Origin of the sequence: Pantoea agglomerans (assembly GCF_021397715.1) — a bacterium.
Lineage (GTDB): Bacteria > Pseudomonadota > Gammaproteobacteria > Enterobacterales > Enterobacteriaceae > Pantoea > Pantoea astica.
This window is the reverse complement of the sequence record NZ_CP090207.1, coordinates 1518422-1534766: the sequence shown is the minus strand read 5'-3', so window position 1 is coordinate 1534766 and position 16345 is coordinate 1518422. Positions and strand designations below refer to the sequence as shown.

The following is a 16345-nucleotide window of genomic DNA, read 5'->3' as shown; positions in this document are numbered from 1 at the left end:
GCTAAAACATCACATCGTTTATCAAAAAGTTAATCTACTAAAAATCAACATTATTTAATCACTGAATTTAATAGATCCTGTGCAGACTCACCCCATGTTTTCCATTTAAGATTAGCAGACACAGGTTGAGTATTACTTTGCTTTAGTGAAAGCCATTGTAAAACGGTCTCACTAAGCGACGCAGCATCGTCACTTTTAAAATATAGTGCATGTTCCTGTGCGACTTCTTTGAACACCTTGATATCACTCGCTATAATATCAAGATTATTTTGTGAAGCTTCAATAAGGGGTAAACCGAAGCCCTCTGCAGTACTGGCAGCGATAAGGCACTGGGATTCCTGGTACAGCCGTTGCAAAAATTCATCTGAGACATTATTTAGCCAGAAAAGTTTTTTATTATTTTCAGGGTGAGCTTTAATGCGTTGCATCAATTCATCAACACCCCAACCTTCTTTTCCGACAATAACTAAAACAGCATCACTACCTTCTCGCCATAGCTTATCAAAAGCTTCTAATGCTAAGGAGTGATTTTTACGGGGTTCCAATGTACCGACCATCAGAAATGCTGGCGCATCATTGACAATGCTAAGGATCCGTTCATCTTCGCCTGTGATACCAGCACTGGGTTTCGAATTAGTAATGTCAGCACCCAGATGAAACCATTTAACTTCTGGTTTAGCTTTACCCTGGAAATCCGTTCTTAACCACTCTTCTACTTCATCAGCGACGGCTTTTGAAATGCAAATAAGTGATTCACTGTTTGCTGCCACGGAGAGCCAGCGCGCATGGTCTTTTGCTGCATCTTCGGGACTGACAAAAAAGTGAGAATGAAGAAGAGGAATTAAATCATAAACAACGAAATTAATCTTGACACCTAAAGCGCGCATTTTGCTTAGTGTTTTTTCTTGTCTTACCGTAATGTGTGGTTGCAGGTCAAGGCCAACAAAAACATCACCATTTACATAATCAACAGGTTCATCCTGAAGATGTACATTTTCAATACCGAGGAACCTGGCCGTAAATGAACGAGCAAAATGGTAACCGTCCCTATCATTAGTGGCATAAACAGGTTCAACACGAAAACCTTCTGGTGGGTTTTCCAGCCATTGCATCAGAATGCTTCTGACAACACGCTGAATACCAGACTTTGCGTCACGCTGAACCAGCTCAGAAATATCAACGAGCAATTTAGGATAGGTAATAGCCGCGCCTTTATTGTAAGCAGTTGCCGTAGCCAATGCATCTAAATCTTGCTCAGAATAAGATCCTTCAACCTGAAAAAGTGAATCAAGCGTCTCACTAACAAAATTATTTTTTGGGTGGTAAAAATTTTCAATAGCTTTTGAATACTGCTCTGCACATCGCCACAGAGAATGCTTAGTTGAAATTTCTTCTATCGCTTTACCCGAAAGTTTTTTTCGCAAACTCTCTGATTTAAAAAGCGACTCAAGGGCTTCAACCAGCGACTCATCATCAAATTTATCTTCAAGCATAATGACACTTTCAGGATTAATGTCAGCCATAGTGCCATTAGCATTGATGATAGTTGGTAAACCATAACTCATGCAATCGAGCACAGCCCCTGAGGTTTCTCCTCTGGAAAGTGATCTAAGTTGCACGGCGATATCAGCTGCCTGTAAATAATCTTTAAACGTATCGAGATCGGTCCAGCCTGTAACTTGTATTCTGTTTGTTATTTTTAAACTTGTAATGCGACGGGTTATCTTTTTAGAGAAATCACCTTCATGCATCTCACCAACAAAGAAGATATAACATTCTTTAGAATCGTATAAACTGCTTTCAGCAAATGCTTCAATCAGCCTATCATTCAATTTAGATTCACCCAGGAATCCAAAGCTACAGATGACAAATGCATCATCGCTAATTGATAACTTTTTCCTGGCAGCACTTTTATCATTGATTAATGGCAGCTCACGAAGGTGGGGTATCACGCTCCATAAATTTGGGTTAACTGTACCATACCACTGCTTAGCCAAGCGAACTGAGTTTTCGGAATGTACAATGACGCCCTGAGACAGAGACAAGGCTGAATAGCTACAAGGGTAACGCCATACTACTTCTGCGCTATTATTTTCTAAATATCGTTCTCTTAAAGCTTTGTACCCATGACCAATAAGTAATTCACGTGTCCAGACACCAGGATGGGTATTGAATACATCCATATGCTGCACGACGCCAGAAATATAGAAATCATGTAATACTACTACGCCTGGTATTTTTTCCAGCAGTGGAAACATATAGTCGTGGTGTTCGGAATTGCCAAATTGGTAAACAACCCGATCATATTTATCAGAGTTTTCCAATAGATATTGCGTGTTTCTTATTTTACTGTAAGACTCGGCAACCTTATCGACTGGGACATTATCTTTAATAATAATGTCAATATCGTAATATCTTGCAAGTTCAGGCAGTAAAATAGCTGAATAATTCGCTATGCCTGATTTCGCGGGCTGAACGGGTGTAACATAGGCTATTTTTTTACGCTGAAGTAAATGAGAGATGACAGGCATGTGACTTTTATGTGCATTAAGTTTATTAAGTGCATCATACGTTTTACGAGCCGTCGTTTCCCATGAGAATTTTGATTGCTGCGTCTCAGCATGTGAAATTAACAGATCTCTAAAATTCAAATCTGTTAATCCCTTTTCGAGCAAGTCAATAAATTGCTGTTCATCTTTTGGATCGAACATAGCATCTTCAAGTCCAACAACCTCAGGAAGACTTGTTAGCCCTGAACAGATGACAGGGGCACCGCAACGCATTGCTTCCAGTACGGGAAGGCCAAAACCTTCATGGAAGCTTGGGAAAACGAACAATGCACATTGGTTATACAACTCAACCAATTCCTCATCAGTGATGTAACCCGTAATTACAACTTCGGTTTCACTCAACTGTGCTTCATGGATAAGTTTCTTTAGTATTTGACGACTCTCATTATTGACCGAACAAACAATCACTAACTGATGGTCGCTTCTTACGTTTTCATCAAGTTCTGAATATGCAGTTATCAGGCCTTCAATATTTTTTCGTTTATCGATCCCACCTGTGTACATTACATAGGGCTTAGTAATGTTAAACTTAGTCAGTACCTGGGGATTAACAATTTCTAATTTCTTGAAATTACTGTCAGCATCAGTGGATATGTTTATAATTTTATCTTCTGGGAAAGGAAGATACTTTATACCTTCCTGGCGCGAAGATTCAGATATAGCTAATAACATATCAGCACGTCTTAAATGGTCTATTTTCTTATAATACCACTTAGACATCCCGGGATTTTCAAGATAATCCTTTGCAGCTATAAAAGGAATCAAATCATATAATACAACAGCTGTCAGATAATTTTTATTTTTATTTATGATACTTGTCACTGTGTCATCCACAACCCCTTCAAAAAGGCTTGTAATGAGTACTACATCGGGAGAAATCTTTTCAAGATAAGCCTCCCTGGATAACTCAGCAACGCCCTGACGCCATTGATTTTCACTATGTAATCCAGCGGTATGTTCCAGGGAAGAAAATGTTAAAAAATTTTCCGGATTAACCTTTTCATTAAAAGCTTCCCGAATAGTGTTTACTGATTCAGGAAGGCTTCCATTCAGTAGTAGGTATACTTCATCATTTCGACATAACTCCAGTAGCGTTGAAGTTAGTGACAGAGCATAACGCCCAATGCCACGATTACTGTTTGTTCCTTGTAATGACTGCAAGTCGATAACTAGACGCATTTGAATTACCTATTTTTTTAATTTGGCTTTGATAACGTTTTTTATTTGATTTATTTTAACGCTATCTTTTGGCATTGTACTTTCCTGTACAGAACTTTGAATTACACTTCTGATGTATTTTCTTTTGAGATAGCTTTTAAGTCCAGGAAACCTGTTTACTACTTTTAGAAGAGGACCTCTAATCGCCGGCTTCTGCAATGCGCTCAATGCTACATTTCTTGCCAGTCTGTATGTGAGATTTGTAATTCTAGATAGTAAGTGCCTGGTTTGCTGTTTGAGTGAATGAACTTTGATTTTAATCCGGGAGAGAATACGTTTTGGTAAAGTACCATATCTCCACGTTCTGCTTGCATAAACCAGGTTCAGCTCAGTTTCAAATCGTTGAGCCGTCTCCCACCAGTGATGAGCATGCCGATTCAATTCTGCAATTTTACTATTTAGATCAGTAATTGCAGCTTTTGACTGTTCAAGCTCTTCTTCAGTGCTGACAATTTTCTGTAAAAGCTTGTTCTTCTGTTTCAGAAAACTTTTTTCTTTTTTGCTGTTATCATTTTTGATTTCATTTTCTTGCTCTTTTAAGGCGTCAGCTCCGGTAGCAAGTGCTGATAGCTTTAAATTTTCCTCCAGAAGGATCTGATAGTTTGCATCTGTTTCTTCTTTTTGAAGCGTGAGTCTCTCCAGTTCATGCATGAGAGCCTGCTCTTTTTCATAAAGCGTGTTAGCTTCGTTCACTGCCTTAACCATTCTGATATAGTTTTCATCAAGTTCTGATTGTAGTTGAGATTCTCTATAAGAAATGAACTCATCAAAAACATTAGGTGGATATTTGAACGCATCATCGAGTTCAGGATGTTCATTCGCTACATAATAGCGATTAAGCCCATCAGAGAAAACGTGGTGATAATTATTGTTTAACAGTAGTTTTTCACATTCGTCGTAATCTGAAATCTGGGTATTGGGCACAGTAGCTTCAATTAATACTATCCATGGCCGATATTTATTCCAGTCATTGCCTTTAAGCACTGCATATTCAGCACCTTCAACATCAATCTTGAGGAAATGAATATCAGCTATGTTTTGTTCTTCAAGGATCGCGGCCAGGGTATTGATGCTTACTTCAGACCAATAGCCTTCATATCCCTCCGATTCATGTTTAGCGGCAACGTCCTTGTCTAGTGTAGACCAGCCAGGTACATCACATTGCCACAGTTGCATTACACCTTTTTCATCCGATACCGCTTTTGCGATGCTAATATCCCTTTCACGCAAAAGGTGGTATTTCTCGATGAACTTCTCAACAGGATCAATGTTGATACCACTCCAGCCTGCATCGTAAAATAATTTCGTAACGGAATCTATTATCGGATCGTTAGCTCCAACGTCTACGTAGAAACCATTTTCTATATGCTTTAACGCTCTCCAAAGCATGATATCTTCGTAATTCTGAGCGTATGAAACCTTAGTCATGTTTGTTTATCTCGATTTCTGGGTCTAACCAGTTCACACCCTCAAAGTGTGGGTGACTCGCATTGACGACATTAAACACAAAGGCAAGGTCACGCCATTCATAATTGTTCACCAGATGCGTGTCCGAACTAACTATCGCAGTCTGTATGGAGTAACTTCCTGGCCCCATATTCATATCGAACTGAAACTCAAATTTGTATTTCTCTCCCGCCTTTGTATTAAAGATAGGTTTTTTCTTAAGCTGTGTGTTGGTGCCGTACATAACTTGACCCAGACGATCTTTTATGCCATAACCAACTACAAGTTTTTCAATATCTGATTTAACGAGCACATCAATAGAAAGTTTAACGGTCTCCCCTACTTCGATGTATTCAACCTGCTCGCCAGCCTCATTATAAATTGTGATATTATCTACAACGGCTTCACCGGTACCCGAAATAGTTTGCACTTTCCCTTGCTGGTTCATTACTTGCTCTATTTTCTGTTTTTGCTTATCAGCTAATAGTGCGTTGTAATAGTCCATGACCATTTCTGGATCGCCTTGCTTCTCGATTCTCCCTTTATTAAGTAAAATCGCATGATCACAGATACTTTGAATAGCTTGTTTATCATGAGAAACAATTAGTAGCGTTGTGCCATGTTTTTTAAATTCTCTGATTTTTTCGAAGCTTTTGTGTTGAAAATATGTATCCCCCACAGATAATGCTTCATCGACAATCAGAACATCCGGTCTGACGCAGGTAGCAACACTGAAAGCAAGGCGCATTTGCATCCCACTTGAATAGACCCTGACTTGCTGATCGATGTATTCACCGATTTCTGCAAATTCTTCAATTTCCGGCATCAGCTTATTTATGGTTTCAACTGTCAGCCCCATTAACTGGCCAGCCATATAAACGTTTTGCCGTCCTGTGAAATCGGGATGGAAACCCATGCCTAATTCGAGCAGCGCAGCAATCTTACCCTTAGTCGTGATAACACCTTTGGTTGGTTTAGTCGTACCAGTAAGTATTTTTAGCAGAGTACTTTTGCCCGCGCCATTCATACCAATGATACCGACAGCTTGTCCACTCTCTATTTCAAAGCTGATATCGTTAAGTACCCATCTTAGCTCATGGTGATCTTTCTTTATGGGTGAAATCCATTCCAGGAAGCGGCTCCAGCGGTTTGGATAGACTTTATAAGCTTTGCCGATTTTATTTACTTTTATTACCTGACTCATTAAAGTTCATCCACCATTTCGCCAACATGACGTCTGTACAAATACAGCCCTATAAGATTGAAAAAAATTGCGACAAAAACAGCAGGGAGTAAATCACTCCAGACCGGAGCAATATGTTTAACCAGAATATTTTGACAACTGAACATTATGCCACTCATCGGATTGATATTAATCAACGCTTTGTAGCGCTCTGGTATAATTGTTACAGGATAAACGATAGGCGTGAGCCAAAACCAGAATTGCATGAATATCCCAAAGAAATGCCCTACATCCCTGAAAAACACATTTAATACACCTAATGTTACTCCAATACCTACAGCCAACAAAATAGTGATAATGTAAACCGGGATTAATGCCAGATAAACGACACCAGGAAAATTACCACTTACTATTAAGAACAGAGTAAACAATCCAAACACAATCACAAAATTAACGAAGGCATTACACACAATTGTTATTGGTAAGCAAACCCTGGGGAAATTAATTTTTTTAAGTATGTTTGCATTTTCGATAAAAACGTTTTGTGAGCGTGATGTTATTTCTGAAAAGAATCCCCACGTAAGTACGCCCGCACATAAATAGATGCTGTAAGCATAGGTGCTATCAACACCGGGAAGTTTGGCTCTCATTATCTCAGCAAAGATAACTGTATAAACAACTATCATTGCTAATGGATTGATAACATTCCATAGTGCGCCTAATAATGAATTTTGATACTTTGACTGGAACTCTCGCTTCATATTTCCCAATATAAAGCTACGGTACGTCCATAGCGTTTTGCTAATGTTGAATATCATTATAAATCCTGAAGATTCGAGAATTCGTTTTTTCGAAGGGATTGTTAAAATAAACCCGGCAAAGCCGGGTTTTACAATTACATACTACCTGATTTAATCTAACCACTCGGTGTGGAACACACCGTCTTTATCAATGCGCTTATAGGTATGCGCACCAAAGTAGTCACGCTGCGCCTGAATCAGGTTGGCAGGCAGTACTTCTGAACGGTAGCTGTCGTAGTAAGCAATCGCCGCAGAGAAGGTTGGTGTTGGGATACCGTTCTGAATCGCATAAGAAACCACATCACGCAGCGCCTGCTGATACTGGTCAGCGATATCTTTGAAGTATGGTGCCAGTAGGAGGTTAGCGATGCTCGCATCCTGAGCATAGGCGTCGGTGATTTTCTGCAGGAACTGTGCACGGATAATGCAGCCAGCGCGGAAAATCTTCGCGATTTCACCGTAATGCAGATCCCAGTTGTTCTCTTCTGAGGCCGCACGCAGCTGAGAGAAGCCCTGCGCATAAGAGACGATTTTGCCCAGATAAAGTGCACGACGCACTTTCTCGATAAACTCCGCTTTATCGCCAGTGAAAGCCTGCGCCTGTGGGCCACTCAGCACTTTGGAAGCCGCTACGCGCTGCGTTTTCAGCGAGGAGAGGTAACGAGCAAATACCGACTCAGTAATCAGCGACAGCGGCTCGCCGAGGTCCAGTGAACTCTGGCTGGTCCATTTACCGGTACCTTTATTGGCTGCTTCATCCAGAATCACATCAACCAGATAGTTACCTTCTTCATCTTTCTTGGTGAAGATATCTTTGGTGATGTCGATCAGGTAGCTGCTCAGTTCGCCGTTGTTCCACTCGGTGAAGGTTTCAGCCAGCTCTTCGTTGTTCAGGCCCAGCGCACCTTTCAGTAGCGCGTAAGCTTCAGCGATCAGCTGCATATCGCCGTATTCGATACCGTTGTGCACCATCTTCACATAATGACCCGCGCCGTCCGGACCGATGTAAGCCACACAGGCTTCGCCATCTTCAGCACGTGCCGCAATCTTATCCAGAATCGGTGCAACCAACTCATACGCTTCTTTCTGGCCGCCAGGCATAATGGATGGACCTTTCAGTGCGCCCTCTTCGCCGCCGGAGACACCGGTACCGATGAAGTTGAAGCCCTGGTCTGACAGCTCTTTGTTACGACGGATGGTGTCTTTATAGAAGGTGTTACCGCCATCAATCAGAATGTCGCCTTTATCCAGATGTGGCGTCAGCGAGGCGATAGTCTTATCAGTCGCTTCACCCGCCTGTACCATCAGCAGGATACGGCGTGGTTTCTCCAGCGATTCAACAAACTCTTCAACTGTGTAAAAAGGAGCAAGCTTCTTGCCCTGGTTCTCTGCGATGACTTCATCCGTCTTTTCGCGCGAACGGTTAAAGATAGAAACAGTGTAACCGCGGCTCTCAATGTTAAGAGCCAAGTTGCGGCCCATCACTGCCATACCTACAACGCCGATCTGTTGCTTGGACATTACATACTCCTGTCTGTGGTCTCGCATGGTGTTACCAGTAACACCACTTTATAAGTGATCAGTATGTTAACTCAGGATAGCTGATAAAAGGTAATGAATGGTGCGATAGTCAGATGAAATAATCTGAAAAAAAATCACACATTTAACAAGGATTTATAGAGTCGTGTATAACTCTGGATCATCTTTTCGGCAGTAAAAAGCGCCTCAAAGCGCGCAAGCGCTGCTGCGCCATAAGTGCTGGCCAGGTTCGGGTTGTGCCATATCTCATCCATCGCCTTACGCAAAGAGACCGGATCTGAAGGTGGCACCACCAAACCGGTTACCCGGTCGATGTTAATGAAGGTCGTGCCCGTACCAATCTCACTGGAAATCAGGGGTTTTGAATAAAGCGCCCCTTCAAGCAATGAAATCCCAAAGGCTTCTGAACGCAGGTGCGAAGGAAATACCAGACAGGTACACAGTTGCAGTAACGCAGATTTATCGCTGTCGTCTAACGCACCCAGGAAATGAATATTATCTACCCCTAGTCGCTGCGCCTGAGATTTTAGCTCGGCTTCAATTGGACCTGCTCCAACTACGACAATCGGATAACGGCTGTTTTTAGCCGCTTCGATTAAAATATGCAGGCCTTTATAATAGCGAAATGTGCCTATGAACAGAAAGAAGCCATCCGGAAATCTTGCCTGCCACTTAAGTAGAACAGCAGGATCATTATTTTGATAGAATTTTTTATCAAGTCCGTAAGGAATGACTTCCACTTTGTTTTCGAACTGCTGTAGAACGGGGCTACTTTCTACATAATTCGGTGAGGCAGCGACAATACGATCCACGCTATTTAGAAACCGGTTCATCAGAGGCGTGTATAACCTCAGTAGCATCTTCTGTTTAACAATATCAGAATGATAGCTTACGACGGATGGTTTTTTGATGCCTGCAGCAAAATGCATAAAATCCATGAATGGATAGGGGAAATGATAATGAATGACATCAGCATTTTTCGCCAGTTCTTTAAATTCACGGATCGCTGAATATGAAAAAGGTGTGGAAGCCAGCTCAAGAAATGTTTTGACCCGGTAGACGGAGTGATGAGCTAATTTACTCTCCTGAATATCGAAAGAGGGACTGTGAGTAAACACCTTAGACTGGATGTTCTCTTTTACTCCGCCTTCGGCCAGTTGATAAATAACCTGCTCAATGCCGCCAAATGTGTCTGGATAATATGTTTTATAACAGTGCAGAACCTTAATCATATAAATTTAGCAACCTGCTCGTAAGCTTCAATGGTTTTATCCGCGCATCTGGACCATGAAAATTGCTGTGCACGAGCAAGCCCTAAAGCAGTCATGCGGCTTTTTTCGTCAGCATCTTCTATCATTAGCTTGAGGTGGGCAGTCAAAGTATCAACATCTTCTGGGGAGTGCATCAGTGGAGCGCCCCCTCCTACTTCAGGAAGTGAGGTTGCATCAGAACAAATCACTGGTGTACCTGAAGCCATGGCTTCTAATACCGGTAAACCGAAACCTTCATATATAGAAGGAAAGACAAAACAGTTAGCTGCACTATAAAGATGTGGCAGCTCTTTACCAGGCACGAAGCCCAGATATTTTAACCAGCCTTCACTCTCACCCTTCCTGAAAAGTCTGAACAGTTCTTCGTTTTCCCAGCCTTTGTATCCACTTATCACTAAAGGAAGCGCCCGTTTATCATTAGTAGGTAGTGAGTCAAAAGCCTTCAGCAACGTCAGAATGTTTTTTCTGGGTTCAATGGTACCTGTGTAAAGAAAAAAGCTGCGCCATTTGAGCTGATATTTATTCAGAACATCTCGTGTTTCTGTTTCTTGTCGGGGACGAAATTGCTCGTTATAACCCAATGGTGCAACACTGACTTTATCGTTTTCGACTCCAAAAAAATCAATTAATTCTTTTTTAGTATAATGTGAGTCAGTAATAAGCATTGCCGCTCTTGAGACCGTATTTCTTAACTCTTTTTGCATAAGATGAACACGGCCTGCAGGATGGAACTGCGGCCAGTGAAAAACAGACAAATCATGAAAAGTTGCGACACAATGCTTTACGCGAGGAGGAAGATAATAGTTTGGGCTGTGAAAAATATGATCTTTGAAATTCCTGAGCGCGATAGTTTTCATGACCGGATAAGTGAGTCGATATATCTCACTGGCAGCTTTGCTTTTTTGCAACCTTCGCTTAACAGATTGAATGGACTGCGCTGATTCACTGGCTACCGCCAGCGAATCACGAACTTTAGTACCATGAAAAAATGTAAGTAAAAGCTGTTCTCTCTCCTGAAGTTGCTTAGCAAGTTCAAACGCGTAACGGCCAATTCCAGTCAGGGGGTATTTGATACAATCCGTTGAAAAAACAACGTTTAACCTTTTGCCTGTAGCATCCATTTGAGCGTTTCTCTGAGCGTTATTTTGGCGGTATTGTTACCGGTTAACCTACCCAATAAACTAATATCGCCACAAAGCTCTTTTATTTCATTTGGACGAACGAATTGAGGATTAATCTCGATTCGTATTTGATGACTCGTCAACTCCTCACAGAGGTTAATAACCTCACGTAACGAATGCATTTTACCTGAAGCGACATTGACGATTTCACCAAAAGCCGAAGATTTTAATAATCCCCGATAGCTGCCTACTACATCGCGAACATCAGAAAAATCGCGCCATACGTCTATGTTTCCCAGTTCTATAACCGGCTGGCGTTCCCTGAAGTGCTTAACAATTTTAGGAATAAGAAAATTTCCTGCTTGTCCAACACCAGTATAATTAAATGGGCGAGCGACGATAATAGGTAGTTTGCTGTAAAACAGGCTAGCCATGTACTCCATTGCAAGCTTACTCACAGCATAGTCATTTGCCGGCCTGGCCGCTGTTGATTCCGCTAATTTACCTGGGGTGTTATTACCGTAAACATTTGCGCTGCTGGCAAGCAGAACCGCTTCAGGACACTTTGCGGATTCAGATAAAGCTTGCAGCAAATTACGAGACCCGCAAATATTTACGTCGTAGAATGCATTTGAATCGGCATGTCCAACAAAAGCAATTGCCGCAAGATGAACGACCACGTCAGGTGAAACAGCATCAACGGCCTGCTTTACTGCTACTGAGTCTGTGAGATCGACCTGAACATAGTTTGGCGAATTTTGGGCTGGGGATGAACCGAAACCAAATACTTCATACCCGGCAGCGGATAATTCCGCTGCCATATATTGGCCGGTAAAGCCCTTGATCCCTGTGATCAGTGCTTTTTTGCCATTAATCATATCAGAAGGAGAATCCTTGTTTATTACGACGCAGATCTTCTTCAACCATCATTGCACACAGCTCTTCCAGAGTTGTTTTAGGTTCCCAGCCCAGAATATCTTTAGCACGTTGAGGATTGCCGATCAGTAATTCTACTTCAGCCGGGCGATAAAACTTAGGATTGACCTTGACCACAACTTTGTTTGTCGCGACATCGATAGCCACTTCCTGCTCATCTTTGCCTTCAAAGCGCAATTCGATGCCCGCGGCTTTAAACGCCATGGAGACGAAGTCACGAACGGTTTCAGTACGATTGGTAGCAAGTACGAAAGTATCTGGCTCGTCAGCTTGTAGCATCAGCCACATACCCTCGACGTATTCTTTCGCGAAGCCCCAGTCACGCTTAGCATCCATGTTGCCTAACTCAAGCACTTCCAGCTTACCGAGCTTAATTTTAGCAACTGAGTCGGTAATCTTACGTGTTACAAACTCCTGCCCACGCAGAGGTGATTCATGGTTGAAGAGGATGCCGCTGGACGCAAAAATGTCATAGCTTTCACGATAGTTTATGGTCATCCAGTGTGCATAAAGCTTAGCTACACCGTAGGGGCTACGCGGGTAGAAAGGGGTATCTTCTTTTTGAGGGATGGCCTGCACTTTGCCAAACATCTCTGAGGTAGATGCCTGATAAAACCGGATTTTTGGATTAACGATACGAATCGCTTCCAGCAAATTCACTGGGCCAATACCGGTAATTTCAGCAGTAGTTAGTGGCTGATCAAACGAGACACCGACAAAGCTCTGAGCAGCAAGGTTATAGACTTCCGTAGCTTTGCTTTCCTGAAGCAAACGGATGCTTGATGACAAATCAGTCAGATCATACTCAACCAGGTGCAGAGCTGGATTAGACCGGATGCCAAGCTCATCAATGCGCCAGAAATTCACTGAACTGGTACGACGATAGGTACCATAAACGGTATATCCTTTGTTCAGTAGCAGCTCTGCGAGATAAGCACCATCCTGACCTGTGATTCCGGTAATTACTGCAGTTTTATTCGTCATTCGTAAACCCATGATTAAGAAAATTAAAATTAGTAGCTAAGTGTTAAACTAAATCGATGATGCTTTAATAAGCGAATCAATTTCTTTCAGTAATTTGCTCAACGCCTCGGTATCACCTCTGGTTTCGACGTTAAGTCGAAGCAAAGGTTCAGTATTAGAAGTTCTGACGTTGAATCTCCAGCTTTCACAATCCAGACTGACACCATCTGTATTATCCTGAGCTATTGAGGAAGAAGCGTATTTTTCGTCAAGAGCAGCGATAATGGCCTTCGGGTTGGAAACTTTATAGTTAATCTCCCCACTGCAAGGAAACGCTTTCATTCTCTCTGCAACCAGCCCGGATAACGTTTCGCCTTTCACCGCCAGCAATTCAGCCACCAGCAGCCACGGAATCATGCCGCTATCACAATAGGCAAAGTCACGGAAGTAGTGGTGCGCGCTCATCTCACCGCCATAGACCGCATCTTCTTCACGCATGCGTTCTTTGATGAAAGCGTGTCCGGTCTTAGACATCACCGGAATGCCGCCCGCTTTGGTAACCACATCAATGGTGTTCCAGGTCAGACGCGGGTCATGGATGATTTTTGCACCAGGCTCTTTTTTCAGGAATGCTTCTGCTAACAGGCCAACGATGTAATAGCCTTCAATGAACTCAGCATTCTCATCAAACAGGAAGCAGCGGTCGAAGTCACCGTCAAAAGCAATGCCCATATCAGCCTGATGCTCACGTACCGCGTCAGAAGTATCTTTACGACATTCCGGCAGGAGTGGATTAGGGATGCCATTAGGGAAAGTCGCATCTGCCTGATGATGTACTTTGATAAAGGTGACAGGCGTATTCGCCTGCTGGAAGCGCTTTTCAATCTCATCGATGACATGGCCGGCCGCACCGTTACCTGAGTTAATCACCAGCTTCATTGGCTTAGTGAAGTTCTTCAGGTCGATATAGCCCATCAGATGATCGACATAGGCATCCAGGACTGAGATCTGCTTGTAGCTACCGCGTTTGCTCTCGTCAACCGGAGCAAAATCGTTGGCTTCAGCCAGACGCTGGACGTCACGCAATCCGGTATCTCCACTGATTGGACGCGCACCTTCCCGCACTAACTTCATGCCGTTGTAGTTCATTGGATTATGACTGGCAGTCACTTCAATCCCGCCATCAATTCCTAAGTGAAAAGTGGCGAAGTAGATCTCTTCGGTTCCGCTCATACCGATGTCCAGTACATCGGTGCCCGCATCCCGCAATCCATTTGCCAGCGCCAGTTTCAGCGATTCGCTGGTCTGACGAACATCCCCGCCGACCACAATGGTCTTAGGCCGGATAAATTCGCCGTAGGCGCGACCTATGCGGTAAGCAATATCGTCATTGAGTTCGGTGCCCAGCTCACCACGGATGTCATAAGCTTTAAAACAGGTCAGTGCTGCCATGATCTTGTCTGTCCTTACTTACTTGCAAACTGTTGTTTAATCAAAATGAGATCGTCATCGCCAAGATAGGAACCCGACTGGATTTCCAACAGCTCTAATGGAATTTTGCCTGGGTTTTCTAAGGTATGTGGATGACCAATAGGGATAAAGGTTGACTGGTTCTCTGTCAGCAACAAGGTTTTATCCTGAATAGTCACTTTCGCGGTACCCGACAGGATGACCCAGTGCTCAGTCCGGTGGTAATGCATCTGCAATTCAAAGGCCTCACCCGGCTTCACCGTAATGCGGTTGACGTTGAATCGTCCGGTATTAACCACCAGATCGCAGCGTCCCCATGGCCAGTAGGTTTCACGGTGACGGCGATATTCGCTGCGGCATTCACTTTTCAGGAACTCAACCACACGCTTCACATCCTGAACCTGATCTTTACGCGCAACCAGCACCGCATCTTTGGTGTTCACAATCACCAGGTTTTCTACCCCGATGGCGGCAACCAACTGATCTTCACTGTTGATGTAACAGTTTTTTGTGTTGTGCAGGAAAGTATCGCCTTTAAGGGAGTTGCCGTGGGCATCTTTATCGTTCACTTCCCACAGCGCTGACCAGGAACCGACGTCACTCCACCCTGCTGCCAGCGGAACGACGACTGCGGCATCAGTTTGTTCCATAACCGCATAATCTACTGACTCATCCGGGCAGGCGATGAAATCGTCTTTATCGATACTGATAAAATCATTGCCTTCTTTCACGTTAGCCATCGCGCGGCGACAGGCTTCGAGGATATCCGGGCGGAATTTTTCCAGTTCCTGCAGATAGCGTTTTGCGCGGAACATAAACATCCCGCTGTTCCAGTAGTATTCACCGGATTCCAGGTACTGCTCAGCGGTACTCTGATTAGGTTTCTCAACAAAGCGCTGCACCTGATAAAGCCCGCTCTCTGCGCCAGCGAGCGCTTCGCCACGCTGGATATAGCCGTATCCGGTTTCCGGGCCGGTTGGCACGATGCCAAAAGTAACCAGCTTGCCCTGTTTAGCGTGTGCGGTCGCTACCTTAATGGCCTGATGGAAAGCGGTACGATCTTCAATCACGTGATCTGCTGCCAGTACCAGCAGTACCGGGTCATCACCCTGCTCCACAGCATTAAGGGCGGCAAGTGCGATAGCCGGGGCCGTGTTGCGCCCAACTGGCTCAAGAATAATGTTATGGGATAGCTTGTTAATTTGTCGCAATTGCTCGGCGACCAGAAAACGATGCTCTTCGTTGCAAATCACCATCGGTGCACGGGCCTCAATGCCCGTCAGGCGGTTAACTGTCTCCTGTAGCATCGAGTGTTCGCCGTGTAGACAGATGAACTGTTTAGGATAAAGTTCGCGGGAAAGGGGCCATAAGCGGCTGCCGGTTCCTCCGGCCATGATTACGGGAAGTAACATTCCACATCCTCTAACAAATTTAAGCATGCTATTGCATATAAAGCGGGTCAATTTTTATTCATTATGAATAAACAGCCACGCTACCGCCCTTGGCTTGCAGCAACCAATATGCTGTGTGATAGGATTCATGCCATCACAAGTTAGCTTGTCGATGCGTTGATGATATTTTATTCAATCGCATACGGGTTCTGAGACCACCGCAAATAGTACAATTTGTGCGGCAAAAATAATATGCCTATTCTTTCATTGTGCCAGGCAAAACTTAAGTTTGGTTAACCATTGATAAAGATGCACTTCAGCTAAAGTAATCTTTGGCAAAACAGCATAGTAGCGACGTGCTTATCGCGCCAGGCCTCTGCTCAAGCCGTAGCTCAACGCTCTATAGTGTTTCAATTGAGCAGATGGCACGCCAGGAT

The 16345-nt window shown here is 43.5% G+C and carries 11 protein-coding genes; all 11 read right to left on the bottom strand.

Translation table 11 applies throughout. From position 1 onward, the window contains the following. Window positions 1-50 precede the first annotated feature (50 nt). The 11 genes from LZU96_RS07165 to LZU96_RS07115 all read right to left on the bottom strand — a co-directional run bounded on the left by LZU96_RS07165 (window position 51) and on the right by LZU96_RS07115 (window position 15929). The gene (locus LZU96_RS07165; RefSeq protein ID WP_233987650.1) at window positions 51-3749 is read right to left on the bottom strand and encodes a glycosyltransferase; all 3699 of its coding nucleotides are present in this window, start codon (window positions 3747-3749) and stop codon (window positions 51-53) included. 9 nt (window positions 3750-3758) lie between these two features. Continuing rightward, window positions 3759-5216, bottom strand: coding sequence for an FkbM family methyltransferase (locus LZU96_RS07160; protein WP_233987649.1), 1458 nt, complete (start codon window positions 5214-5216; stop codon window positions 3759-3761). Continuing rightward, window positions 5209-6438 carry an ABC transporter ATP-binding protein gene (locus LZU96_RS07155; RefSeq protein WP_233987648.1) on the bottom strand — a complete coding sequence of 410 codons (1230 nt, stop codon included), beginning with the start codon at window positions 6436-6438 and terminating at the stop codon, window positions 5209-5211. The genes LZU96_RS07160 and LZU96_RS07155 overlap by 8 nt, the downstream gene beginning before the upstream one ends. Continuing rightward, window positions 6438-7235, bottom strand: coding sequence for an ABC transporter permease (locus LZU96_RS07150; protein ID WP_233987647.1), 798 nt, complete (start codon window positions 7233-7235; stop codon window positions 6438-6440). Before LZU96_RS07150 ends, LZU96_RS07155 begins: the two co-directional genes overlap by 1 nt. Window positions 7236-7328: 93 nt before the next feature. Continuing rightward, complete coding sequence (gene gndA, locus LZU96_RS07145; protein ID WP_094120353.1) at window positions 7329-8738, bottom strand: NADP-dependent phosphogluconate dehydrogenase; 1410 nt, start codon at window positions 8736-8738, stop codon at window positions 7329-7331. A gap of 134 nt (window positions 8739-8872) precedes the next feature. Further along, complete coding sequence (locus tag LZU96_RS07140; protein ID WP_293002191.1) at window positions 8873-9988, bottom strand: glycosyltransferase family 4 protein; 1116 nt, start codon at window positions 9986-9988, stop codon at window positions 8873-8875. Continuing rightward, the gene (locus LZU96_RS07135) at window positions 9985-11148 is read right to left on the bottom strand and encodes a glycosyltransferase family 4 protein (RefSeq protein ID WP_233987646.1); all 1164 of its coding nucleotides are present in this window, start codon (window positions 11146-11148) and stop codon (window positions 9985-9987) included. Before LZU96_RS07135 ends, LZU96_RS07140 begins: the two co-directional genes overlap by 4 nt. Beyond that, window positions 11124-12026: a GDP-mannose 4,6-dehydratase gene (locus LZU96_RS07130; protein ID WP_233987645.1), complete on the bottom strand. Its 903-nt coding sequence runs from the start codon at window positions 12024-12026 to the stop codon at window positions 11124-11126. Before LZU96_RS07130 ends, LZU96_RS07135 begins: the two co-directional genes overlap by 25 nt. 1 nt (window position 12027) lies before the next feature. Beyond that, window positions 12028-13068 carry a GDP-mannose 4,6-dehydratase gene (gmd, locus tag LZU96_RS07125; protein ID WP_233987644.1) on the bottom strand — a complete coding sequence of 347 codons (1041 nt, stop codon included), beginning with the start codon at window positions 13066-13068 and terminating at the stop codon, window positions 12028-12030. Window positions 13069-13116: 48 nt separating this feature from the next. Continuing rightward, entirely contained in the window at window positions 13117-14499 is a 1383-nt protein-coding gene (gene cpsG / locus LZU96_RS07120) for a phosphomannomutase CpsG (RefSeq protein ID WP_233987643.1), read from the bottom strand. A gap of 14 nt (window positions 14500-14513) precedes the next feature. Then, window positions 14514-15929 (bottom strand): mannose-1-phosphate guanylyltransferase/mannose-6-phosphate isomerase, encoded by a 1416-nt coding sequence (locus LZU96_RS07115; RefSeq protein ID WP_233987642.1) that lies wholly within the window; start codon window positions 15927-15929, stop codon window positions 14514-14516. Window positions 15930-16345: the final 416 nt, after the last annotated feature.